General features: G+C 42.2%; 21 protein-coding genes and 1 pseudogene. 11 read left to right on the top strand and 11 right to left on the bottom strand.

Features of this window, described 5'->3' with window-relative positions:
- Positions 1-7: 7 nt before the first annotated feature.
- The 8 genes from K1X61_02095 to K1X61_02060 form a co-directional block, all read right to left on the bottom strand.
- Positions 8-1,372: a hypothetical protein gene (locus K1X61_02095; GenBank protein ID MBX7107417.1), complete on the bottom strand. Its 1,365-nt coding sequence runs from the start codon at positions 1,370-1,372 to the stop codon at positions 8-10.
- A gap of 26 nt (positions 1,373-1,398) precedes the next feature.
- Positions 1,399-2,421 carry a GHKL domain-containing protein gene (locus K1X61_02090; GenBank protein MBX7107416.1) on the bottom strand — a complete coding sequence of 341 codons (1,023 nt, stop codon included), beginning with the start codon at positions 2,419-2,421 and terminating at the stop codon, positions 1,399-1,401.
- A 1,520-nt stretch (positions 2,422-3,941) separates the two neighbouring features.
- Positions 3,942-5,936 carry a fibronectin type III domain-containing protein gene (locus K1X61_02085; GenBank protein ID MBX7107415.1) on the bottom strand — a complete coding sequence of 665 codons (1,995 nt, stop codon included), beginning with the start codon at positions 5,934-5,936 and terminating at the stop codon, positions 3,942-3,944.
- A 279-nt stretch (positions 5,937-6,215) separates the two neighbouring features.
- Positions 6,216-7,163 carry a hypothetical protein gene (locus K1X61_02080; GenBank protein MBX7107414.1) on the bottom strand — a complete coding sequence of 316 codons (948 nt, stop codon included), beginning with the start codon at positions 7,161-7,163 and terminating at the stop codon, positions 6,216-6,218.
- A 224-nt stretch (positions 7,164-7,387) separates the two neighbouring features.
- On the bottom strand, positions 7,388-7,495 hold the full coding sequence (locus K1X61_02075; protein MBX7107413.1) for a hypothetical protein: 108 nt from the start codon (positions 7,493-7,495) through the stop codon (positions 7,388-7,390).
- 96 nt (positions 7,496-7,591) lie between these two features.
- Complete coding sequence (locus K1X61_02070; GenBank protein ID MBX7107412.1) at positions 7,592-9,142, bottom strand: Rne/Rng family ribonuclease; 1,551 nt, start codon at positions 9,140-9,142, stop codon at positions 7,592-7,594.
- Positions 9,143-9,687: 545 nt separating this feature from the next.
- Entirely contained in the window at positions 9,688-10,539 is an 852-nt protein-coding gene (locus K1X61_02065) for a tetratricopeptide repeat protein (GenBank protein MBX7107411.1), read from the bottom strand.
- 6 nt (positions 10,540-10,545) lie between these two features.
- The gene (locus tag K1X61_02060) at positions 10,546-10,839 is read right to left on the bottom strand and encodes an integration host factor subunit beta (protein MBX7107410.1); all 294 of its coding nucleotides are present in this window, start codon (positions 10,837-10,839) and stop codon (positions 10,546-10,548) included.
- A 596-nt stretch (positions 10,840-11,435) separates the two neighbouring features.
- Between K1X61_02060 and K1X61_02055 the strand changes: the two genes are divergently transcribed.
- The 5 genes from K1X61_02055 to K1X61_02035 all read left to right on the top strand — a co-directional run bounded on the left by K1X61_02055 (position 11,436) and on the right by K1X61_02035 (position 15,948).
- Complete coding sequence (locus tag K1X61_02055; GenBank protein ID MBX7107409.1) at positions 11,436-12,356, top strand: hypothetical protein; 921 nt, start codon at positions 11,436-11,438, stop codon at positions 12,354-12,356.
- 24 nt (positions 12,357-12,380) lie between these two features.
- Positions 12,381-12,902: a hypothetical protein gene (locus tag K1X61_02050; GenBank protein MBX7107408.1), complete on the top strand. Its 522-nt coding sequence runs from the start codon at positions 12,381-12,383 to the stop codon at positions 12,900-12,902.
- A 316-nt stretch (positions 12,903-13,218) separates the two neighbouring features.
- Complete coding sequence (locus tag K1X61_02045; GenBank protein MBX7107407.1) at positions 13,219-13,671, top strand: VOC family protein; 453 nt, start codon at positions 13,219-13,221, stop codon at positions 13,669-13,671.
- Between the two features lie 245 nt (positions 13,672-13,916).
- Positions 13,917-14,723, top strand: a complete 807-nt coding sequence (locus K1X61_02040) for an MOSC N-terminal beta barrel domain-containing protein (GenBank protein MBX7107406.1) — start codon at positions 13,917-13,919, stop codon at positions 14,721-14,723.
- A 550-nt stretch (positions 14,724-15,273) separates the two neighbouring features.
- Positions 15,274-15,948: a hypothetical protein gene (locus tag K1X61_02035; GenBank protein MBX7107405.1), complete on the top strand. Its 675-nt coding sequence runs from the start codon at positions 15,274-15,276 to the stop codon at positions 15,946-15,948.
- 535 nt (positions 15,949-16,483) lie between these two features.
- Here K1X61_02035 and K1X61_02030 read toward each other — a convergent pair.
- The 3 genes from K1X61_02030 to K1X61_02020 all read right to left on the bottom strand — a co-directional run bounded on the left by K1X61_02030 (position 16,484) and on the right by K1X61_02020 (position 18,710).
- Positions 16,484-17,572 carry a cytochrome-c peroxidase gene (locus K1X61_02030; GenBank protein ID MBX7107404.1) on the bottom strand — a complete coding sequence of 363 codons (1,089 nt, stop codon included), beginning with the start codon at positions 17,570-17,572 and terminating at the stop codon, positions 16,484-16,486.
- Positions 17,541-18,305: a hypothetical protein gene (locus tag K1X61_02025; protein MBX7107403.1), complete on the bottom strand. Its 765-nt coding sequence runs from the start codon at positions 18,303-18,305 to the stop codon at positions 17,541-17,543. Before K1X61_02025 ends, K1X61_02030 begins: the two co-directional genes overlap by 32 nt.
- Before the next feature lie 81 nt (positions 18,306-18,386).
- Positions 18,387-18,710 (bottom strand): hypothetical protein, encoded by a 324-nt coding sequence (locus K1X61_02020; GenBank protein MBX7107402.1) that lies wholly within the window; start codon positions 18,708-18,710, stop codon positions 18,387-18,389.
- A 1,231-nt stretch (positions 18,711-19,941) separates the two neighbouring features.
- On the opposite strand from K1X61_02020, the pseudogene K1X61_02015 reads away from it, so the two are divergent.
- From K1X61_02015 to K1X61_01990, 6 genes and pseudogenes are all read left to right on the top strand, one after another.
- Positions 19,942-20,151: pseudogene (locus tag K1X61_02015) on the top strand (ATP-binding protein).
- Positions 20,152-20,273: 122 nt separating this feature from the next.
- A complete protein-coding gene (locus K1X61_02010) occupies positions 20,274-20,483 on the top strand; it encodes a hypothetical protein (protein ID MBX7107401.1) in 210 nt (69 codons plus the stop codon).
- Positions 20,484-20,788: 305 nt separating this feature from the next.
- On the top strand, positions 20,789-22,234 hold the full coding sequence (locus K1X61_02005; GenBank protein ID MBX7107400.1) for a LamG domain-containing protein: 1,446 nt from the start codon (positions 20,789-20,791) through the stop codon (positions 22,232-22,234).
- Between the two features lie 462 nt (positions 22,235-22,696).
- Positions 22,697-23,308 (top strand): hypothetical protein, encoded by a 612-nt coding sequence (locus tag K1X61_02000; protein ID MBX7107399.1) that lies wholly within the window; start codon positions 22,697-22,699, stop codon positions 23,306-23,308.
- A gap of 103 nt (positions 23,309-23,411) precedes the next feature.
- Positions 23,412-23,597 carry a hypothetical protein gene (locus K1X61_01995; GenBank protein ID MBX7107398.1) on the top strand — a complete coding sequence of 62 codons (186 nt, stop codon included), beginning with the start codon at positions 23,412-23,414 and terminating at the stop codon, positions 23,595-23,597.
- A complete protein-coding gene (locus tag K1X61_01990; GenBank protein MBX7107397.1) occupies positions 23,590-23,952 on the top strand; it encodes a cupin domain-containing protein in 363 nt (120 codons plus the stop codon). Before K1X61_01995 ends, K1X61_01990 begins: the two co-directional genes overlap by 8 nt.
- Positions 23,953-24,104: the final 152 nt, after the last annotated feature.

The raw sequence follows: 24,104 nt of genomic DNA, 5'->3' as shown, positions 1-24,104 counted from the left end.
TATTTTTTTAAATGGGTAAAACAATAGTGAAGGTAGTGCCTGATCCTTCTTCTGTTTGCACTTTCAGTTCTCCACCGTGTCCTTTCGTGATGATGTCATACGAGATCGAAAGCCCTAAGCCGGTACCCTGCCCTGTTGGCTTCGTAGTGAAAAAGGGCTGAAATATTTTATCCATGACCTGTTGTGGTATGCCATTACCATTATCACTGATGCTGATCTCGGCATTGCTGCCGTTCTTCCTCGTAGTAACAGACACGATGGGCTCAAAGGAAGACGCCTGAGGCGTGTTGCCCGGCAGTTTCTTTTTTTCCATAACGGCATAAAATGCATTAGTCAGCATATTGAGAATCACGCGGCCGATGTCTTGCGGAATGATATTGATCTTGCCCAGCGACGGATCGAAGTCGGTCTTCAGGGTGGCATTAAATGATTTGTCCTTTGCCCGCAGGCCATGGTAAGCAAGCCGCAGGTACTCATCCGCCAGTGCATTAATGTCTGTCAGCTCTTTCTTGCCGGTGCTTGCGCGGGAATGTTGCAGCATGCCTTTTACAATGGCATCGGCGCGCCTGCCATGATGAATAATCTTTTCAAGATTCTGACTGACATCGTCGGCCAGCGCTATCGCCTCACTCGTATGGCCATTGGCCAGTTCATTTTTCATTTCGGTAAGCAGCTCATTGCTTACTTCCGAAAAGTTATTCACGAAGTTTAATGGGTTTTGTATCTCATGGGCGATACCGGCGGTAAGTTCACCCAGCGATGCCATTTTTTCCGATTGTATCAGCTGGTTTTGCGTGCTGCGCAGTTCCGTGAGTGTTTTTTGCAGCTCTTCTTTCTGACCGGTCAGTTCTGCAGTACGTTCAGCCACCAATCCTTCCAGCTCCACTTTCCGTATTGCTATGGCCCTGTTCAGTTCATCTTCCTGGTGCCGCTTGATCCGTTCCTTCTCCTGCGCCTTTTGCATCCTGTTCTGACTGAACAATATGGCGGCCATCCAGATCAGCATCAGCGATCGCACGTTGTTGAAATACGTTATCCATTGATTATAAAAATCATTACTGATGATTTCCACCAGGTGGCCGGCAACCATTACTGCCACCACGGGTATAAAAGCCCATACGAACATCCGCAACGGGCGCAGTTCCTTTTGCACGAGGCAGAACGTGATGATGGCGATGAGTAAAATATCCCAGACCAGCTTGACATACAGGCTTGAATCGAAAAGAAACTGAGCTACGAAAAGGATGGATGAAAAGTAGAGGTTCGCTGTAAAAATGATCTCCCACGTTTTCTTTTTATTGACCGAGGCAAATTTCCTGAGCCGTTGTGAAAGAAGCATGCTCACCAGCAGCGGTAATAAAGTAACAGGCATGCGCGACGTGTTAGTGATGTTTAAAATTACAAGGTTATTGTAAACCTTGTAAACTCATTTTCTTTCGTATCCACCTTCAGTTCACCACCATGGCCATTGGTAATGATGTCGTATGACAGGGACAAGCCGAGGCCTGTTCCCTGCCCGGATGGCTTGGTGGTGAAAAAGGGTTGAAAAATCTTATCGATTATTTTCTGTGGTATGCCATTGCCGTTATCCGTAACGGAAATCACCGTTTTGCCATCCTGCTTACGGGTACTCACCGTAACAGTGGGTTCATAGTTCACGGCGCCTGATTTCTTCTTCTCATTTACAGCGTAAAAAGCATTGGTGAGGAGGTTCAGTATCACCCTGCCGAAATCCTGCGGATTCACGATGATACTGCCGGCTGACGGGTCAAAATCAGTTTTCATGACAGCATTGAAGGTCTTATCTTTTGCTCTTAAACCATGATAGCTTAAGCGCAGGAATTCGTCGCACAGAGCATTGATGTCGGTTAATTCTTTAACGCCATTGCTGCTGCGTGAATGTTGCAGCATTCCCTTCACAATGGCATCAGCCCGTTTGCCATGGTGGATTATCTTTTGTTCATTGTCCGCAATGTCATTGGCTATCACTTTTGCTTCGTCATAATTTCCCTGTTCAATTTCCCGCTGCATTTCATCAATCAGTTCTTTGTTTACTTCAGAAAAATTATTGACGAAGTTGAGCGGGTTCTGAATTTCATGCGCAATGCCTGCGGTGAGCTCACCGAGTGATGCCATCTTCTCCGCATGAACAAGCTGTGCCTGTGTCGCTTTCAGCGTGCTGTGAGCGTTTTCCAAAGCATGGTAGGCATCCTGCAGTTCTGCCGCTTTCTGCAGTTCCGCTTCCTTACGGGCATTTTCTATTTCGAGCTCCATCGTTTTTCGCATCTGCGACTCGAGCGTCCGTTGTGTACCGGCAATGCGCTGCGAGAGATAAACGGACATGGACAGCAGTACCGGCAGCAAACCTGTTATATACAGCAGTGTGTACCAAAACTGAATTGAAAAATTTCCGGTTACCATTACCACAAGCAATACTAACAGGCTGAGACAAAATGAACCAAACCCAATGCCGATGATCCATGCTCCATCCATTTTTTTACGGATGGCCATTACCACAATCCTGAGCATTTCGGCAATCGACACGACGAACAGGAAAAGGGAAACCCAGGCAAACAGGTAAAACCATGATACAATGGCTAATGCCGTTGCCGCGCTGAAAATGATGTAAAACCGGACCGGTATTTTTTTGTAGAAAAGAGAATAGAGAAACAATAAGCCGGCAACAGGCATCAGGGCAACGTAAGGAACCATCATTCTTTGCAGCAACAATCCCAGTTCAGCATTGCGGTTGGCAATCGATTCATGCTCGATGATTCCCCATACGGCCATTACAGCGGCAAAAAGGGAAAAATAAAGGTTGCTTTTTTCCCGCCGGTAAAACAGGAACAGCAACAGGTGTATTAACATGAATGTGAAGGGTACGGCAATAACCAGCGCCTCAATCACCTTGAAGAAACGTTGGTTACTGATGATGGTTTTGTTTACAATGTCAGGATCTCCGATTGCCAGCTTAAAGCCCAATTCATCGAGGTTAGGCGGCTTGTTGTGTAAGACATTGTAACCGGTATAATGAATAGCAACAAGCTGATCTGTTTTGTGGAAGACTACGCTGCCAGGAGCCTGCGTCAGGGCGAAATAGCCCACTTCATCGGCAGCTGAAGTACCGATATGACCATGACTGTATAATAATTTACCGTTGATGTAAAGCTCTGACGCACCATGATGCAGCACTGTCACTGCAAGTGCTTTATTGAGTAGGGCTGAATCAACTACCAGGTGTAAGCGGAACCAGCCGCCGCCGTGCCATCCTGATGCGGGTAAGCTGTCAGCAGGTAATGTTGAATTAACCAGCTCCCAGCCTGTATCATCAACAGCCGGACCCGCATACGCTGCCGGCGGCATGCCGGCGCTGTCACGTTTGTATTTCCAGATATTGACTATCTCAGCATATCCGTTATTAAAAAGTGTGATCTCATGGAAAAGACTGTCGGAAAGAAAAAAGACATTCTGCCGGTCTCCCGCACGCAGGCTGAAGGAGATGAAACAAGTCGTGAAAACCAGTAGTATGAATTTACGTTTCATCGAAAAAAAAGCGTTAATTCAACAGGGAAATGGATGGTAAAATAGCAGTAAATGCTGAACCATTAACCGCCTGCTTCAACTTTTCATGGAAGTGGCTTTTCACGCTTTATGATGCTGACCATAAGAGGATGAATCTATCTACAGGTGATCGTTCTGCTTCAGCTACAGCCGGGCAGACAGTTGTTATGCGTCGCGTTGAATTGGTATCAAACTGCAGAGGCGTATAACTAAATCTTGCGAAAGTGTCAGCAATGTGCTTTCATTTTTGATTCGTGAAATTCGGAATCCGTTAACCGGTAACCATCCAACGACTGGTTTTGATGTTGTATTTACTGTGCCTTCTTCAAAAAAAACGGCAGGTTCACTGCCGTTTTTCTCAAACTAAAATGCTACAATTATTACTTCATAAATTTCGAACTCCACCTTTGGTTATCGCGGGCAACTGCGGATATGAAGTAGTTACCGGAAGTCAGCTCCTTCACATCAATCGTTTGCATCGGTTCCGTGATCATGACTGATAGCAGCATTCTGCCATAAACATCATAGATCATGCAGATAAGCGGGAATGCAGCGTCATTGCTGAAAGAAATATGCAACTGATCATCAACCGGGTTTGGATAAATTTTTATACCGGTCTGCATCGCTGATTCCGTCAGCTTCGCAGGGTTAGTTTTAAATCCTATGCTGGCTGAGAAATCAGAGCTTACATTGGGTGAATTGCTGCAGATGGTTTTCACCTTCCAGTAATAGTTGGTATTGGGTGCCAGACCATTCAATGTAAATGAGTTAGTGTTAGCAGTGGTAGTAAGCCACGGGTTATTTCCGGAGACCTTATAACTCACTTTATATTTAATCGCCCCGTTCATGGCATTCCAGTTGAAGGTGGCAGACGTAGTGGTGACATTTGTTGTAAGTAATCCGTCCGGAACTAAGCAAGGCGCAGGATTCACTGTGATAAAACCTGACTTCGTGATGCTGCCTGCTCCTACAGCATTGCCTGCGGTCAGCGTCACATCATAGGTGCCTGCAGTATTATAGACAACAGATGGATTTTGCAGGTTGGATGCCGCAGGTGTTCCGCCGGTAAAAGTCCATGACCAATAAGAAGGTGAATTGGTGCTCAGATCGGTGAAATCCACCGTCTGACCGGCAGTGATGTTGGTTATACTGGCACTGAAAGCAGCTACTGGACTCAGCGTTCCAAGTATGTCAACCCGTTTGGTGGTGGGTGAAGCTGGATAACCGTAAGCAATTGTTCCTCCGGCAAAGTAACCCTTATTACCGCAAACGAGTGCAGCCAGGTTGCTTCTTCCAATGGAGAGATAATCGGTGGTCCAGGTAGAAGTTGCCGGATCATACACTTGTACGAGATTGGAATAGGTGGTTGTAGCCGATATATAGCCTCCGGCACAATACAGCTTGTCATTAATCACACTCATCGAAAAAGCGGATAGTGCAACAGGCATGTAGATTGTGCTCCAGCTATCTGCCGCAGTGTTGCATATATCTATTTCATTTTCCACCGGATCAAAGTAACCACCGCCAAAATATGCATTGGAACCAATCACGGCAGATTTCATGGCGTACCTGGCCGTGGGCAACATAGAAGTGGTCCATACATCGGAAGCGACATCATATATATCCACATTTTTTACATTGCCGGTAGTGCCGGAACCGCCGGCAAAAATTATTTTGCTGCCTACAACAGCGACGGCCATATTTTCCCGTTTGATTGAGAGTGTGGCCTTCGTCCATGTACCGGTTGAAGCATCATAAATGTCTGCTGCATTGGAGGGTATGACATTGTAGCTCATATCCCAAAACCAGCCACCGGCAAAAACTATTTTGTTTCCGGCAGCGCCAACCGAAATATTCGTGCGTGCTTTGGAAAGTTTGCCTGTTGTTCTGGCACCGCTTGTTGCATCAAAAATATCGGCTGTAGCATACATGTATACAGGTCCGCCAATATCAGTTCTGCCGGTTCCACCCGCGAATACAACTTTATTTCCGGCAGCACCGGCACCGCCCACTTCGCGGTTTTTTGTCAGGTAGAGTGTGGTCCAGCTGTCTGTCGAAGCGTTATACACATCAACATTTTTGGAATATTGCGGATCGGCGAAAGAACCGTATTTGCCGCCACCGAGGTACACTTTTTCCCCATAGCTGACCACTCTTATCTGTGGCCGCGAAAATGACAAAAGACCTGTTGTGTGTATGTTGCTGGTTGCATCGAAGATGTCCCAGGTACCGCCATTGGTGAAAACTGCTTTGCCTGTTGTTGCTGCGCTGTAAGGATACAACCCCGTATTGCTCAGCGAATCAATGGTCCACTGCGCAGAAGCACCTGCCGCTATCAGCATGCTGAAGATGAATACTACAATTTTTGTTTTCATGGAATAAAATTTTTGATGAATGTTGAGAGGAAAGTCAATACAAAAGTAGCTCGCCTGATTGTGGAGGATCATGACTTTCGTCATCCGGGAAAATGATGAAGATCAAACCGCTTTATGAAGTTGTCTGTAGCACAACACGCTATGAATCTTAATTAATTGATAAGTCTGCATACTGCGCCATTGCAAGAGATAGAATAGGAATCATCATTGTATATCCGCGGCGGCAGGACATCCTGGATTCAAGAGTAAACGATCGTTATTGGCCGCATGAGCCGCCTGTTATTTTTTCAGCGCAATATGCATGACCTCTCCCTGGCTGTATGGATTATTGATTGCAAGCAGATAGTTGATTGTAGCGTTGAGGTCACAGAGATTGAAGGTGTCGGTTACTACCTGTTGAGCATTAAAATGAGGGCCGGCTGCCAGCAATGAAATATGACGGCATCCTTCGCAGCTGTCACCATGGCTGATGAATCCATTTTTCCATCCTTCACTGTGCCGCCCGTGATCATTGGTAATGATGAGATCGGTGGTGCCACTATAAAATGAATCAGACTGCAGAAACTCATCAATCACTTTTATGTATCCGTCTGTTTGCTGAATGCCGCTGATATAACCTTCCCAGTCATTCTTATGCGCACTGTAGTCCGGTTCTCTAAACTCTATCAGTACGAGTCGCGGATGATACTGCTTCATTAACTGCAGCGTATGATTCAGTGTAATGGTATCTTCGCGATAGCCAGTTGTAAGTCCCGCTACGCCGCAATCGGTTGATGGGTTGTATTGCTGATGAAAGGCGTCATCGTTACAGTCCGCCAGTACTTCCAGTTTGTCTTTGGAAGTGATGATCCATGCATCGTTTTTTGATGCGCCTGTTTGTTTCAGCCAATATTGAAAAAAGGAAGGGAAGCCCGGCAACTGCAATCCTGTATTTTCTATTGATTCCTTTACGCCGGTTAACAGCTGATCATGGCCGGCAGTGGTGTAAGTGATGCTGTCATTTATAAAATGAGTGAAGAATGCGCCCCTTGGTTTTAAGATGCCGGCCTGATAAGGAATGTGTTGCTGGGTTAATTCGCCCCACGTTTCCGTATAACGCGGTCCGTCTATCACTACAACAATGATGTTGTTGCCGGCCGATTCAGGTACCGCAACTTCATAAGTGCAACCCGATGACAGGATGGCCGTGAAATAAAGTAGAGCAAAAATTTTATGATAGCAGTACATCTGTGTTTTCCGGAAGTGTTGAAGCGCTGATTCCCGCTGATGTAACCTTTCGGTAATCAATGCGCAGGTATATTAACTCCAACAAGATACATATTGCCGCGAATATCCTGCAACCATCTGTCTGCAGAAACTACTGCCTGCCTGTTGAAAATACAGGCAGCCATGAAAGTGAAGGCTTGCCGCTAATCAGTCCATATACTCTTCACGGAATATATTTTGAGGTTTTAAATATTGATGTTGCCGGCACCTGAAATTTGAAGATCAGTATAGTTGCCGGAATGGAAAAGCAGGTTGGTCATTGAATACCTTCCATTGTTTAACAAAATTTCCATCGATGATTTATCAAGGATTATCCGGCAATGCTGCTGATTCTTTTACAAAAAGCGTATCGCTGAAACATAATCGAAAGTCAGCTATGGTGCCATCGCTCAGCTCGTCAGGATCTCTTCGCCCTGCCTGTCATAAAAGTGATACTCCATGATGCTGATATTATCACTGGAGTCGAGATGGATCCATTGCCGGTATTTGAAAAACCATTTCATCCTGATAGAAGGCAATCCCTGCCGGATAAACGCTTCCAGGTAAGGATGTACCAGCAAGGTGATTTTGCGCTGACTGTTTTTGGTGATCAGGTGGTCGATGTTTTTCTGAATATCGTCCATCACCAAAATGGAAGGCCCGATTTTGCCGGTACCGCCGCATGCCGGGCAGTCTTCATCGGTTACGATGGTGACCTGTGGCTTCACCCGCTGACGGGTTATCTGCAGAATGCCGAAGCGGCTCAGTGGTAGAATGGTATGACGTGCCTTATCCAGCTTCATCATATCAGTCATCTTCTTATTCAGCAACCTCTTGTTTTCCGGGCTTCTCACATCAATGAAATCAATTACAATGATGCCGCCGATATCGCGCAGCCGCAGTTGACGGGCAATTTCTTCCGCTGCTTCCATGTTGACCGTCATGGCATTGGCTTCCTGTGTGTCATCACCGGCCATCTTATGACCGCTGTTCACATCAATCACGTGCAGTGCTTCCGTATGTTCAATCACCAGGTAGGCACCGCTTTTCAGGTTAACGGTTTTTCCGAAAGCGACTTTAATCTGCTTGGTAATATCATACTGATCAAAGATGGGTGTACGGCCTGAATAGAGCTGCACGATGTTCTCTTTTTCCGGTGCGATGCGGCCGATATAGTTCCTTATTTCCTGGAACATCTCTTTCGAATTCACCATGATGCGGTTGAAAGAAGGATTGAGCATATCACGCAGCAGGGTGGAGGTCTTGCTCATCTCACTCATCACTTTCTTTGGTGCCTCCGCACCTTTCAGTTCGGAGGTGAGCTGTTTCCACTTTTCCGTGAGGTGCGTCATGTCTTCATGCAGTTCCTGCACCGATTTGCCTTCGGCCAGCGTGCGTACAATCACGCCAAAATTTTTAGGCCGTATACTTTCCATCAGCCGGCTCAGCCGCTTTCTTTCTTCAGGCGAGTTAATCTTTTTGGAAATACTGATGGTATTTATGAATGGGATCAGCACGATAAAACGGCCCGGCAATGAAATGTCGCATGACAACCGGTGGCCTTTCGTGGAAATGGGTTCTTTGGTAATCTGAACCAGCAACGGAACTCTTTTCGAAATGGTGTTGGCGATCTTGCCGGTTTTCTGCGTTTCCGGTTCCAGTTTAAAATCATTCAGGTCGGGAGGCATTGCGCCTTCCTGTGCCAGCCTGGTAAATTTCTGTGCAGACCTGATTTGCGGGCCAAGGTCAGAATAATGGAGGAAGCCATTTTTCGGTTGCCCTATATCCACAAAGGCGGCATTCAGGCCGGGCAATATCTTACCGACCTTGGCGAGAATAACATCGCCTATTGCGATATTCTGGTTCAGTTTCTCCTGGTGAAGCTCCACCAGTACCTTATCCTCCAGCAACGCAATCTCTACTCCGTTTGCTCCGGAGTCAATAATTAATTCCCTGTTCACGACACCACAATTAAAGGTGATTCCCTTGCGGGAAATGTGCCATGCAGCATATCAAAAAGAAATCAGCATAACCTTGTCTGTGCAGTCAGCAGCACGACAGGCAAACGGGTGCAATACAACTGCGCAGTTGACGCGAAAAGCGATCATGGCTGAAACTGGTCGCTATCCATTCATCACGGGATTTGGTGACGGCTGACAGAAGGCAGTGTGATTACGGCGGTTAAAAAATTCCGGGTATGCCGGCGCTGCACCTGTTCATGCAGCTGGATATGCTGCACACGGGCTGTAGCACTGTCTGAATGGTATGGCATGCCGGGAAAGTCTTGATGGAAGAGTTGCCGGGAATGATGTACTGATAATCCGGTTATTGCAGTGGTGGTTTGAATCCTGAAAAGCCGGCAAACGGCAGATACTCTTCCCGCAAAAAACTGCAGCAAAGAAATCTATCGTGACTTCTTCTTATGACGGTTTTTGCGCAAGCGTTTTTTCCGCTTGTGGGTAGCCATTTTATGTCTTTTTCTTTTCTTACCTGATGGCATTGTTTATTAATTTTTTATTTGGTTAATATATGAATCTATCTGAGCGCGAAAGTCGTCATCTTTTACCAGCGACTTGCACGTTTCCAGTGCTTTAATGGCATCTTCCTTTCTGCCCAGGGCGCGATAAGCCTCTGCCAGGTGAAAATAGGCTTCGGCATTACCCGGATCGGTCTTAACAAGGTGCTCCAGGCGGGCAACGGCCTTATCGTATTGACCGGAAACAACGGATAGCCGGCCCAATATAAGGTTCATGTCTTTGTTGTCGGGATCCTTCTTCTCAACGGCTTTCAGCAAAGTTACCCCTTGCATAATCTGACCCTGTCCGTCAACATAACAGATGGCCTCGCGTACGGGATAGGTCATGTTGGAAGAATCCAGCTTGCGTAACTGGTCGTAGCACCGGATGGCTTCCTGCACGGCATACATCCTCACAAGTGAATCTGCTGCCGTGGGGAAACCCATGAAAAACCGGTCGGCAGCCGCTTCCCAGAGTTTGATATCGTTATTAATGGCAGCAGCGTCTGCATAGTATCTGCCGGCAACAATGATGTTCCCGGTTTTGGTCCAGTCGTCGCCCAGACTTTGCAGCGCTTTTACCTTTTCTGTCTCACCGCGCACTTTTTCCAGGCTCAGGGCGGCCATGGCTACGGAATCACGCAGCTTTTCCGGCAAGGTGGTCATGGCTTTATCGAGGATAGACTGGAAATCAATGGTAGAACTGCCGGAACTGGCCATAGCTTCCATGGCGCCCGGCATCGCTGCTTCCGGTTTCTTTGGCGCTTTGGTAATGCCAAAAACGTAGAGCACCGCTACCAGAGCGGCACCTGTTAACAGCAGAATAATTTGTTGAATTCTCAAAACATCCTATTTTTTCGCAGGAACAGCACTTTTCACCTTATCCATGAAGGTTTTTGCAGGCTTGAAGGCGGGAATAAAATGTTCCGGGATGATAATGGCTTCGTTTTTCTTGATGTTGCGCCCTATTTTCTGCCTGCGTTTCTTGACAATAAAGCTTCCGAAGCCACGCACATAGATATTTTCGCCCTGCTTCAGCGATTCTTTTATTTCCTTGAAAAAAGACTCCAGTGTTACCAATACATCAACTTTGGCGATACCGGTTTTATCTGAAATCTTTGTTATCAAATCCGCTTTTCTCATGGAGTAATTTGATTTATAACTGACTAACTATTAATTGGTTTTGTAAAAGTTAAGGGCGCAAATTTCGAAAAAAAATCTGAACGGGGAAGAATAAGTTCAATTTTAAGTGACACCCCGCCTTTTTTCGGGTTGGGGAAGGGTTGCGGTGGCGGAATTGGGTTGCATTCCTTTGCCTTGGCTGCCGATCGGTGGGTTGCTGCTGCTTTGCATGAGGCTTCCCGGTTACCGGGAACAGTTGATTGGTGCATTCTTGGTCTATTCCTCTCTCAAGCCATTGCTTAGACCAACGTCATCCATTGTATGGCAATTAGCAGAAACGGCAGCACATTCATGATAAAAAAATAGCATGTAATTGTTATTTATGTATATCTTGAGGAAGAAGATCTGCGAGGCGCAAATGGCCGGTTACAAACTGTTATGACAAAAAGTGAAACTTCCGGTTGTCTGTTACTTCGCATATCCGGGTAGCGGTAGTGTGGAAAAGCAAGAGGTTGGGAGGATGGGGGTGCGATTATACAGGTGCTATCAGCCATTTTAACGCTCCGAATGAACTGTAGTGATAATACCAGAATGAAAAAAACAAAAACTATATGCAAATGAAAAAAATATTTCTTTTTGGATTTTTATTTCTCTTGATTCCGTTTTTATTATTTTCTCAAATAAATATTGAATTGTCCAACGGACATTGTTTAATAAATGGCGTTGAGTTAAGTGTTGATCCAAAATTAAATGAAATTCAAGATCGCATTAATTCTCCCGGAGAATACTGGGATGGCTTCTTTTATAGCAATACGAAAAATAACTCCCGACACATCGGTTTCACATATACGGATGAAGGAATTCGGGTGGCAAGATATCCTGCATCGCATTCTAATGGTTATTCTATTCCTGAGCGCCTGGAATTATTTATCTTTTATCAAAAGCCAGCAAAAGGTCCTAAAAAAACATTTACCGGCACTCTTAAAATAAATGGAATCAACATTGATGAATCTTTTGCAGAAGCCAATTTACCATCTTTAAATTTTAAAGATACTATCTTATATTATAGTGACCTGATCGGGGTAAATTTCAGTTTTAGCGATAAGAATAAGACCATAGCAGATATTTCCTTCGTGTTTTGGCCCTTTCCTCTTGCACTCTGTTCGCCCTTGGCTTATGGAGATTTCAGGACTACCATTCTTAAAAAATATATTGCCGATAATCCAAACGGGAAATATGCATTGCAGGCAAATAATACATTGGATAGTCTTTCAATTGTTGATAGTCGGACAAGCAAAATAGCCGTTGGAATGTCAATTGATGATCTGTATGATTTTATGCAAAAGTTTTTAGGATATCCTGATCAGAAGTTAATTGCAGAAGGACACAGCAAATATTCAGTAGATCAGGGTAGGTTCATGATTATAAATTCAGTCAATGAAGCCAAGCCGGATGAAAAAGTTATCATTAAGTTTAATACTTATGATTTTGTATTTATGAATAGACAATTAATTGAATACCCTGCATCAATTAAATAGTTTAATGAAATTAAAATAACATTTATGAAAAATTTTTTTCCCTGCATTGTTTTCTGCTTTTTGTGTAACAATATTTATTGCCAAAACAATCAAGCTGAGATAAAAGCAACCAAATTATACGAAGGAGAAAAAAAATCGCCTGCTGAAGTTGCGATAATATGTAAGGGAATTGATTATTGTCCAGAAGGAATGAATTCAATAAAATTTGGCGGCCATTTTAAAACCTATATTCAGGACTCGTTAAAAACCAAGGTTCGAATAATAACAATCAAAAATAATAAATGTGTTGCTGTGCTCCCGGGTAAAACGGATATCTGTTTACAGGTTGACATGATGGCGGGTGTTGTCATGAATGGAACTACATTAACCTATAAGATAATCTGCCTGACCTTCCAGGCCGAAAAAGGCCATAGATATACCCTTGATGCCTGTACCGGTATTAATTATGGTGCATGGATTGTAGATGAAACCACAAGCAGAATAGTGGAAGCTGAAGGTAATATACCCAATGAATTTTTTACTGCAAACCCCTCAGTTATGAAATAGAAAAAATCAGCCCGCTAATAGATTCAGCGAACAATTAATGTGTATAATAATACATCTAACAATCTTTAATGCGGACTTAAAGGGGATAATCATTTTCTCAACAGCAAAACGGCTGATAATTGTATGATTAAAGAAAAGAAAAAGGAAGGGCGTTGTTCGGTAATCAAACAGTTGAGCTACTAATAAACCATGTAGGTAAACGAACTGTCGTGCTTCTGATCCCTTTTTTTTGTACTTGTTTAATCTGTAATCTTTTCTTCGTTGGCGGTTGTTGTAACAAACAGCGCGGCAAACAGACAACTGAAAAACTAAAAAAATGAGCAACAACAAAATTGTGCCTTGCATTTGGTTGACCGCAGACAGAGGACAACTTTCAAATGTCATTGCGTATTACAAAAAAGTATTTGACAATAAAATTCAATCAGGACACATTATTCCGCTTGGACAAACACCAAGCGGCAATACAGAAATGTGCGAAGTGGAAATATTCGGACAGAAATATTCGCTGATGAGCACCGAAAGTGAACATCACCCGCTAAATGATGCCATTTCATTTATGATTAACTGCGATGACCAAAAGGAAATCGACCACTTTTGGGACTACTTTACACAAGAAGGAACTGAATCGCAATGCGGATGGTGCATTGACAAATACGGACTTCGCTGGCAAATCATTCCGAAAAACTTGCGTGAATTAATGAGTAAACCTGATTCTTGGGAAATAATGATGAAGCAGAAAAAAATTTTCATTGAAGAGTATTTGAAATAAAAGACGAACAACACAACCGGCGCAAGTCTATGAATAGCCTGGAGCAGGGGAAGACAGTACCTTGCGTCAGCATCCGGCTTTTTCAGCCATAGTTGCTTTATTTGAAGCGACACAGTTTGTTGGTCGGTGCCTCGCTCAAGCCCCCGCTAAGACCAATAACGGCGGAAAACTTTGCCAAAGTTTGTTCTGATTTGGCAGGACATAGATTAGTTGTGCTTCAAGCTTAAATTACTTTTTAACCACGGATGAAGATTGAACCTTATTTGAGTAGAATAACAATCTATCCGGTTAAATCGCTGGATGGGATGGAACTGCAAAATGCAGTCATTTCTGATGGCGGCTGTCTTTTGCATGACAGAGAATATGCAATGAGCGATGATGCAGGAAATTTTATTATTGGAAAATCAAATCACCTGGTTCATGCATTACGATCTATGGTTGATTTTGAAAAGGAAATTATTTCGTTTCGTTCTATATCTGAAAAAAGTTGGAGAGATTTCCACCTGCAAAAAGAAAAATTAGCTATACAATCCTTCTTGTCAGACTATTTTGGTGTAAAGACTTTATTTCTACAGAATAAACAGGGTCGTTTTATGGACATCCCTGATATAAGCGGTGTTACAGTACTTTCCAGTTCAAGTTTAAAAGAAGTTTCATCATGGTTTGATAATATGGATTTATCGGAAACCAGGAAGCGCTTCAGGGCAACGATAGAAATCGAGGATGTGCCTGCTTTTTGGGAAGATCATTTATTCTCCGGAGAAGGAAAGGGAATCGAATTTAAAGTTGGCGATGTTACGATGATTGGCATGAGCCCCCGTGCAAGGTGTGTTGTCCCGACACGTAATCCGGAAACCGGCGAAGTGTTACATGGCTTCCCAAAAATATTTTCAAGACGACGTGCTTATACTCTTCCTCAATGGTCAACTCTTGATGAATACGGCCATCACTATTACCTGACGGTTAATTGTTACATTCCGGCAACAGAAATTGGGAAAAAGATTGAAATCGGAAACGGTATAAAAATAATTGGAGAGAAGGTGTTTTTTTGAATCATCTTTTTTTTTTAATCATCGTGTGGCCCTGGTGGCTGCTGCTGTCTTGTATTCTAACACGTCTGCTTTCTGCCTCTCTAACCCGCAACTAGCGCAAGTAGTATGAGAGCCTCATATGCTGGGAGAATTGAGCGGCAATCTGTGTTGCTATATTTTTGTTGCACTTGTATAAATGAATAGACCTGTGAACAGGAAATATATATCCCACAGTGCTTGCTGCAGGATAATCATTGAACTGAATTGATTGCAACAGACAGGATTGAACAAAAGGTAGTTTATATTCGTCAAAGACCTGTTGAAGCTCGGGTTGGTATTCCGGGCTGGAGATTAACTTTATACCTGCGTTGCAGACTATGCTATCGAAAAAGGCTTGATAAAAATTGAAGGGCTTTGGTGATGGAATTGACGGGCACAAGTCTTCCTTCCATTTGAGTTCTGCAAAGAGTTGTAGCGGTCTGGAGTTGCCGACTGTGTAGCGCTTCACAATAACTGCCATCGAAAGGCTCCGGCTTATGATTTGGCATTTTAAAATGACATCTAAACAATAATGGAAAATGTGCAGGTATACATCTCCCTTTCATTCGGATTAACAGTAATCGGGACAATTATTTGGTTCTACATTGCATCCGGATCAAAAGCTTTCTTGCTTGTGGCAATCGGGTGGACAATTATACAATCTGTGATTGCGCTTAGTAGAATTTACCAGGACACACAAGCCATGCCGCCAAGACTGATGTTGTTTGGAATTTTCCCGGCTTTGGCGTCTATTGCATGCACTTTTATGACATCAAAAGGCAGAAGGTTTATAGACAATATTAACTTACAAACGCTGACATATTTCCACAGCATTCGCATACCGGTAGAATTTGTTTTGGCTTCGCTTTTTCATCAAGGCCTTGTATCTGTGTTTATGACATTTGAGGGGACAAACTTTGACTTGTTTTCCGGTATTACTGCGCCTATTGTTGGCTATTTGGTTTTTCGGACAACCGGCCAAAACAAAAAGCTCTTGTTGCTATGGAATATCATTTGCCTGTTGCTTCTGCTAAACGTGGTTATTACGGCGATATTTGCATTTCCATCACCATTCCAGATGTTAGCATTTGACCAGCCGAACGTTGCTATTTTATATTTTCCATTCAATCTATTACCTGCAATTGTTGTCCCGACAGTTTTATTTGGACACTTGGTAGCAATCAGACAGCTCACAAAGGGCAATTGAAACCAAAGAATAAAAACACAACATAGCGGCACTTACCCTAAAGGTGGGATACATAGTTCGCAGACGCATTTGCGAAAACTGAAAGTTCAACTCTCCGAATGAAGTTTGATGCTGAAAATCTATCTTACAGGTAGAGGCAAACCATTGGCTGCAGTTCTATCCAACACATTCAACTGAGAAATCGGCACTTGCCCCCTCAAAAATTTTAATCGGATTAATTTTATATACGTAAATAAAATGGCAAAAAAATAGCAAAATGAGCAAGAGCAAAAGAGATTGGATCAAAGCAACAGGACTTTTAAGGGCGGCATCGTTAATGCCTTACAACGGTTTACAGCTACAAGAAGTTGGCGATTTCGGAGCACAAAACTTTCAACTTGCACTGAATTTGAATAGAGGCACAAAGCTTCATTTAACCACTGGAATGCCAATTTCTTGTAGGTGCTGTTGGCAGTAGTGTTTACCTTGTTAGCATCATCAAGTCAATTTTTTAGTTACGCACCTAACAAAAAGGTTATTTTGCTATCGTAATATACTATTCTGATAAATCTGCATTACTTATAAATTCATAATCAGTTAAAGTGTGCAAGAAATCAATTAAGGCCTGTTTCTCTGAATTGCTCATTTGAATACCCCCAACATGATTTTGTAATAAAGAAGATAATGTATTGGAATATTTTATTCCAGCGGAATAGTGATTAATTACATCTTGAATATTTTCAAATCTTCCATCATGCATATAAGGTGCTGTAAGCATTATGTTTCGAAGTGTCGGTGTCTTAAATTTACCCAAGTCATTGCTATCCTGAGTAATTCGATATCTTCCTTTATCCAGAAACAAAGTATCTAACCCATTATTTTGAAATGAGTAATCGGTAAATAATGGTTCTTCATGGCATCCAGCACAGTTCGCTCGAAAAACATTCAACCCAATGATTTCATCTTGTGAAAATGAAATCTCACCCTTTATATATTTATCATAGCGACTGTTAGCAGAGACAAGATTACCCATGTATTGAGCTAATGCAAAAAACAATTGTTGATCATCTAGGGGCGTTTCCGTAAATACATTTTGAAAAAGGGCTGGATATTCAGAATGGCTGCGAAGTTTAGTAATTACGTTGTTTAAATCTTCACCCATTTCTTTAGGGTTGATAATTGGTGAAAATGGCTGAACTTCTAAATGATTTATTCCTCCATCCCACATAAAAGAAGTATTCCATGCCATATTGATAATAGCCAGGCTGTTCCTATCTGCAGTTTGCCCAAAGACGCCAATACTTAGCTTCCGACCTCCATCAGCAAATGCATCTTTTTGATGGTGGCAACTTCCACATGAAATACTATTATCTACTGAAAGTATAGGATCAAAAAAAAGTTTACGCCCTAACTCGAAGCCCTTTTTGGAGTAAGCATTGTTTTCGTAATTATAGCATGCAGGGGGAAAATGAGCCGGACGAATAGGATTGTTCAGTGGGTCAATCGTTTGCGGTTCGGCAAGATCTTTTTGACATGATGACAAAAGGAATATCAGGAAGAGCAGCGCACTGCTCTTCCTGATTAAATAGACTACTAAAGAAAAAGAAGGCAAACTATTTAATTTCTGTAAATGAAATATTTCCAAAGAAATCGTCAGCCATAATTTTTGCTTCGGGCCCAGGCATGTGAATAGCACTGGTTACGCTCACGCTCGGTGAAGTATGCCAAAGTCGAGCAGGATTTGCCTGTAATACAATAGTAGGTATAGCTGGTTCTGCAACATTAACTACAGCACTTCCAAATGTAATAGTTTTGGGTGTAACTATATTATTCGGCCCTGAAAAGCCTCCAAGGTGAAATGTAAATGTTCCAGTAGGACTTTGAGGAGATGAACCCTCGGCTTTTATCATAATGTAGCCGGTATTCCAATCCCAAAACATTCCTTTTGTTGGCGACAGATCACCAGTTTGCGCGCCAGATACATTGCGAAGGCTGTCAACACCTAAGGTATAGGCCATTTCGGTGTATATGCCGGCAGGTACATCTTTCATGATAAACATGTTTTTTTCTGTGCACTTAGCACAAATTAAATGATAGCTCTCCGGTTCAGACCACCAAGTGCCATCTTCCTTTTTCAGTTTTACGTTTGACAAATAAAATGCAAATTCAGTGAAAGTAAGAGTGTCGCCTGTTGCAGGATGTACCATGGTTTGATTAACATCCCAAGGCAAAGCACTGGAACCAAACACATAATTTACCTCTACCTTAACATCACCTTTTGTGGGTGTGGGTGTGGGTTCCTCCTTTTTACAAGAGGAAACAATGGCTATCATAAAGAATAAACTTAATGATAGCGGTATTTTTGAAAATGATTTCATGTTTATTAACTTTTAAAGTTTTGAATATTTTTAATGCAAATGCTTTCCATTATTTAGTTTAATCGGACAGAAATAGAAATCTCATGCCTGATTAAACTCTTTTTCTGGCGGTTGCCACACTCTAAAGATAACCCCTTCTTCCACGATTAATTTATCATAGAAGATATTGAATGAAGAGGCCTTGACTAAATATTTATAATCATTCTTTACAGATGGGTCGGTAATCAATGCCTCAAATTTAAATTGACTTGGGGGCAATGTCGGTTTTTTACTTTCGCCATAATTATCATTGATAAAATGCTTAATTTGACATTTTCCGTTGCATTTCAATTCAGGTTTTTCTTTGTTCTCACAAAGCACTGTCGAATAGTACTCAAGGCGAACATAATAGTCAACAAATGCCAATCCTTGAAATAGGTATGGAAGGAAAATGATTATCAATAATATGTGCGATAATTGTTTCACTACTTTACGGGTCAAAGGTCGCTATACTCTTAAAACATTTGTTGACTTTTGTCAGTATGCTATATGATAATCGTCATTCAGTTGGCTTTCTGTAACATTACTGCCAACAAAATATTTGCGGATGTGCATGATGGAAATAAGGTTTCCGGTTGCACTTTCATTCCAGCTGAATCAGCAGGACTATTTCCACTTGATTTAACTGCCAACACAGCCTTTTTTACACCGCCCCCGTGTCTCCGCCTGCAGGTTTGTGCTGAGCGGTGGCGGGACACGGGGGAATTCATAGGTGTCTTAAATAATTTATCATCTAACCACTTAAAATTTCTGAATAATGGGTTAGCGGAAATTTGCAGGATATTCCTGATTCATGAAATGCAGCGCTTGAATGCTCCAATAAAACATAATCACTAACCAGGTTCCATTTACCTTTTACCGGATTGTGATGTATGTAGGTTATGTTTTGGAAAAGCATCTTTTCGCTGGTAATGAGACTTCCCATCAAATGAAGGTTTGAACACCTGGTGAAGTTTGCCTCTCTTGCGGTCACTGGGAATAACTTCATCAACCAATTGCTGAAGCAAATTTGCTTATACAGTTTTCTTTAACTGTTCAACGATATCGTATGCCAGAAACCTTTTACCATTGCCAATAAGCTTATTCAAATTCGAATTGCGATAGGGTGTGGCGATGATAAAATGTAAATGATTTGGCATAATGACAAAAGCACAAGTTCGGAATCCACACTTGTGTGCAATGCTGAACCAATTGTAAACTCTATCATACGATTTGGTAATTTCAAACAACGACAGCCAATTAGTGCAGGTAAATGTACAGCAGTAAAGTTCATTGGGAAGATCCTTAATAGTTTTTACCGGCATAAATAAGATGATAAATATATTTGGGAAATAAGAGTCAATCATAATAACCCAATCTCTCGTCCTTAACAACACCTACCCGCAAGTGGAGATGCAGCGGCGATGTAAGATAAGAAAGTGTAATGCTAATTTTGAGATACAGACCAAGAATTACCACGTGTCCCGCCACCTCGCTGCGCAAGACTTCAGGCGGAGACACGGGGGCGGTGTAAGAGTTTGCCAAAGTAGAAAAACAGGACTTGTTCATCCTGGATGATTTTGGAATACAGCCCTTTGATCAGGCAAGCAGAACTTCTCTACTGGAGATTTTAGAGGACCGGCATGGCAAACGTTCTATTATCATTACTTCACAGCTTCCAGTCAAACAATGGTATGAAGTGATTGGAGAAAAAACAGTGGCAGATGCTATCCTTGACAGAATCCTGCATCATGCACAACGGATAGAACTCAAAGGAGAATCCTTAAGAAAAAATCAACAGAAAAAATCAGAAAACAGCAACGATTAAAATCTTATTTTTAACAAAATGAAACAACCTTTTTATCGCAACTAATCCAACTTAACTTTGGGTGGTCAGTTTGCGGCGAATTGGGGTGGTCAACATACGCGAATTATCCACACTAGAAGGTAATGCGGATAATAATATTCAGGCATGGGATGGCACAACATGGCATTCAATGGGTGGAGGCACTGGCACAGTTCCAGGATGGGCAAATGGAAATATTTATGATATTACTACGTAAGAAGATAAACTATATGCTGCAGGGCCTTTTAAGTCAGCTGGTGGTGTTCCGGCAGAACATATTGCTATTTGCGATAATTATAAATGGTGTGGCTTAGGGAGTTTTTGCTTTTTCATAGATGTTCCAAATTGGAATGTATAGTATTTGCATCAATGCAAATGTTTCAAGAAAACTGATTCATTTACAAATTCCGAAATCGCTGCAATTCAGCAATGAGTGGAAGAGACTGCGTTTCATGATGCGATAATTTCCCCAAAAATACCTTGTTATGTGAATAAACATTAATCAGAATAAATCTGAATGCTTGATACAAAAGTAAGCCTGATTGCATGTATATTTTTTTTTCATAAACGCGACCTACAATTAAAAAACTTGTTATCTTTCGAATCTAAACTATATCTTATGAAACACAACTTATTCATGTTTGCAACTTTAGTCATCTTCGGATGCAATGCTTATTCTCAAAATCCATTGACGGACAGTTTAATTGCCTACTATCCCTTCGATGGTGATGCTCTTGATGCATCCGGAAATGGAAATCACGGAACTGCGAACGGTGCGACGCTCACTACAGACCGGTTTGGAAACCCAAATGCTGCCTATAAATTTGATGGCGTTAATGATTACATTGAATACATTGCTGGATCAAAATATAAGCCTGAGACATTTCCTGTAAGTCTGACAGCCTGGATAAAACCCAACACTCCTTCAGATGTCGGAACTTTTTTTAGAAATGATAACGCGACAAATCTTTACACAGGATTAATCTTTCAAATCCAGGTTTCCTGGGGAGGTGTGCTGGAAGTACATTATGGTGACGGTGGAACTACTAGTCCTGAACACAGACGTTCGAAAGGTGGAATCTATCCGATAAATGATAACCAATGGCATTTTATAGCTTGTGTGGTGCGAGGCCCTACAGACATGGATTTGTATGTTGATTGTGGATATGACCCTGGGTTTTACGATGGTTCAGGAAGTGATATGGAATACACCTCAGCAAATGGTGCCTCTGGAATTTATGATGTTGTGGCAGGAACATATTATTATAAAGGCTCGATGGATGAGCTTAGATTTTATCATCGTGAACTTTCTTTAAGTGATTTGCAAACCATTCATTCTTACCCAAGCCCTTATGGAGTATTGTCCGTAAGTCTTGGAGCTGATGTGAGTATTTGTTCCGGTGGCGAAACAACACTTGCACCAACCACTGTCGGAGATATTCAGTCTTATCTCTGGTCTGATGGTTCTCAATCTTCGACACTTACCGTAAATGAACCGGGACAATATTGGGTTTCTGTTTTTGATGGTTGCAGTTATGCAAATGATACAATAAATGTGATAATGGGAAAGCCTGTTATAGTAAATTTACCGGAGGACACTGTGATTTGTGTTGGTGGGTCCCTATTAATTGATGTCGGAAATTTTTATGATAGTTATTCTTGGTCGACAGGAGAAACCTCCGCGTCAATTACCATTACTAATCCGGGTACATACGCTGTTACAGTTGAAACGAACGGTTGCTTTGCCACTGATTCAATCAGTGTAATTCAGGTTGTCTGCTCTGGAATTTCAGAACAGGATGGAATCAATTTTTCAATGGTGTATGAAGCAGAAACTCATACTGTCCAACTTGTTAGTGGGAATGATAATTATCCCAATGGAATTTCGGTTGATGTTCTAAATGCTCTCGGACAAAGGGTTCTAGAAACTGTAACAATCCCGCTAACTGCAAATGCCTCTTACACATTTCAATTACCCTATAACTTGCCAAGTTGTATTCTAATATTGAATGCTAAATCCGGAAGTCTGAGTTTAAGCCGGAAAGTAATCGTCTATTCGAAATAGGAGATGCTCTTTGTGACTATTTAGAAGTTTTCAGTAAATGATTTAAGAAGGTCAAACTTCTTTCCCCGTTAGTCCGGATTTGTAATCACTTCTGTTCGGAACATGCTCAAAAGCTTGCTGGGCATACGTTACAGGCAATCTGCTTTAGAGATTTTTATACTGAAAATGCAATGGGTTACAATTGGCACCATGCTTTTCCTGAGGGGAGAATAGTTCATGACTATTTGAGATAGAATTTTATGTTCACTTTTCCTAATAGAAATATGAATGAAAGTTACGCCAGTTATGGGTTCTGAAGGTTTCGAACACCTATGATTTGTAATCCGGGCTTTATGAGAAGAGGATTTTTAATCCTCGTAACACGGGATGTCCTCCGCGGGATGTCCTCCGATTTTGACGCAGCGGCGATGTAAGATAAGAAAGTGTATTGCTAATTTTGAGATACAGACCAAGAATTCCCACGTGTCCCGCCACCTCGCTGCGCAAGCCTTCAGGAGGAAGCACGGGGGCGGTGTAGCAGGATTAACTTATCTAAGTGGTTTTCAGTTCACAAATGCTAATGGAGAAGTGGAGTTTATATCCATATTTCATGGCTGGTATAATGGCAGAATTTGTCATATTCATTTTCAGGTTTTTGTTAGTTCTTCTTACGCGGCTATATCCCAATTTACATTTCCAATAGCCGACAAACAAGCACAGTATGCTGCCAACTCAGATTTATATACTTCTGGAGCAGGCCCGATGTCTTTGACATCTGACAATGTTTTTTCTGACGGTTACCAATATCAAATGGCCACGTTAACGCCACATACCGCCACGGGTGATTACGAAAGTTATTTCGAAGTTACCGTACAAGTCTCAGGTACAGCAGTTATCGGACACCCGGAAAAGGAAAACACCAGGAATTTTGCACTCGGACAAAATTTTCAAAACCCATATACCAATCAAACTACCATTCCAATTAACTTAGTGCAACCTGCTGACCTGATTTTGGACTTGTATGACCTTCAAGGGAAAAAGCAAGAACAATGCAGAGAAACGATTTACCTGCCGGTGAACAAAACATTGAACTGAATATGCGTGCATCAGCACTTGCAACAGCTAATTAAGTATATCAAGTGACAGTCAAGAATCGTAATGGGATATTTGATGACAGTAAAATAATGACAGCTTTTTAATGATAAAAGAAAAACTACAGCTAACAGTGGTTTGGGCAGCGTGGCGGTTCAGCGCTCCGCAAGCATATTGGCAATTAGTCAATGTTTGGTTCTGTGCATTAACATCTGTCTTAAAAATCGCAACTTTCGCCAAATCGAAAATCGTTCTAGGAAATTATCAGCAAAAAACAACAAGTAATGAATAAAGTAAATATTGAAGAAAAATTGTCACTTTTTTCGGAGCACCGAAGCCCAAAAATTGTGGCTGAACTAAATGGGCAACACGTTAAACTGGTTAAACTTTCAGGAGAATTTATTTTTCATAAGCATGACCATGAAGATGAGATGTTTCTCGTATTGAATGGCTGGTTTAATATGGAATTTGAAGACCATACGGTGAGACTCGAGAAAGGGGAATTTTTGATAGTGCCTCGTGGTGTGATTCATCGTCCGGTCGCACCGGTGGAATGTAGCATAATGCTTTTTGAACCGGCAACAACACGCAACACTGGAGATGTGGAAGACGCTGAATTCACAAAAGCTGTATTGGACTGGATATAATCATATCAAAAAAGCAGCGGTCAAAGCATGGTCGCCAATGCTGCCTGATGTCAGCTACAGGCTAGCGTTATTCTTACCAGGGCCTGAAGGGAAGGATGTCTTAGCCTACAGTAAGCGCTGTTAAGACTAGCGACATAAAGCGTGTTTTCATT

The organism is Chitinophagales bacterium (genome assembly GCA_019694975.1).
In the GTDB taxonomy this organism is placed as follows: Bacteria; Bacteroidota; Bacteroidia; order Chitinophagales; family UBA10324; genus JACCZZ01.
Note: the sequence above shows the minus strand (reverse complement) of the source record. Positions and strands in the feature narration are given on the sequence as shown.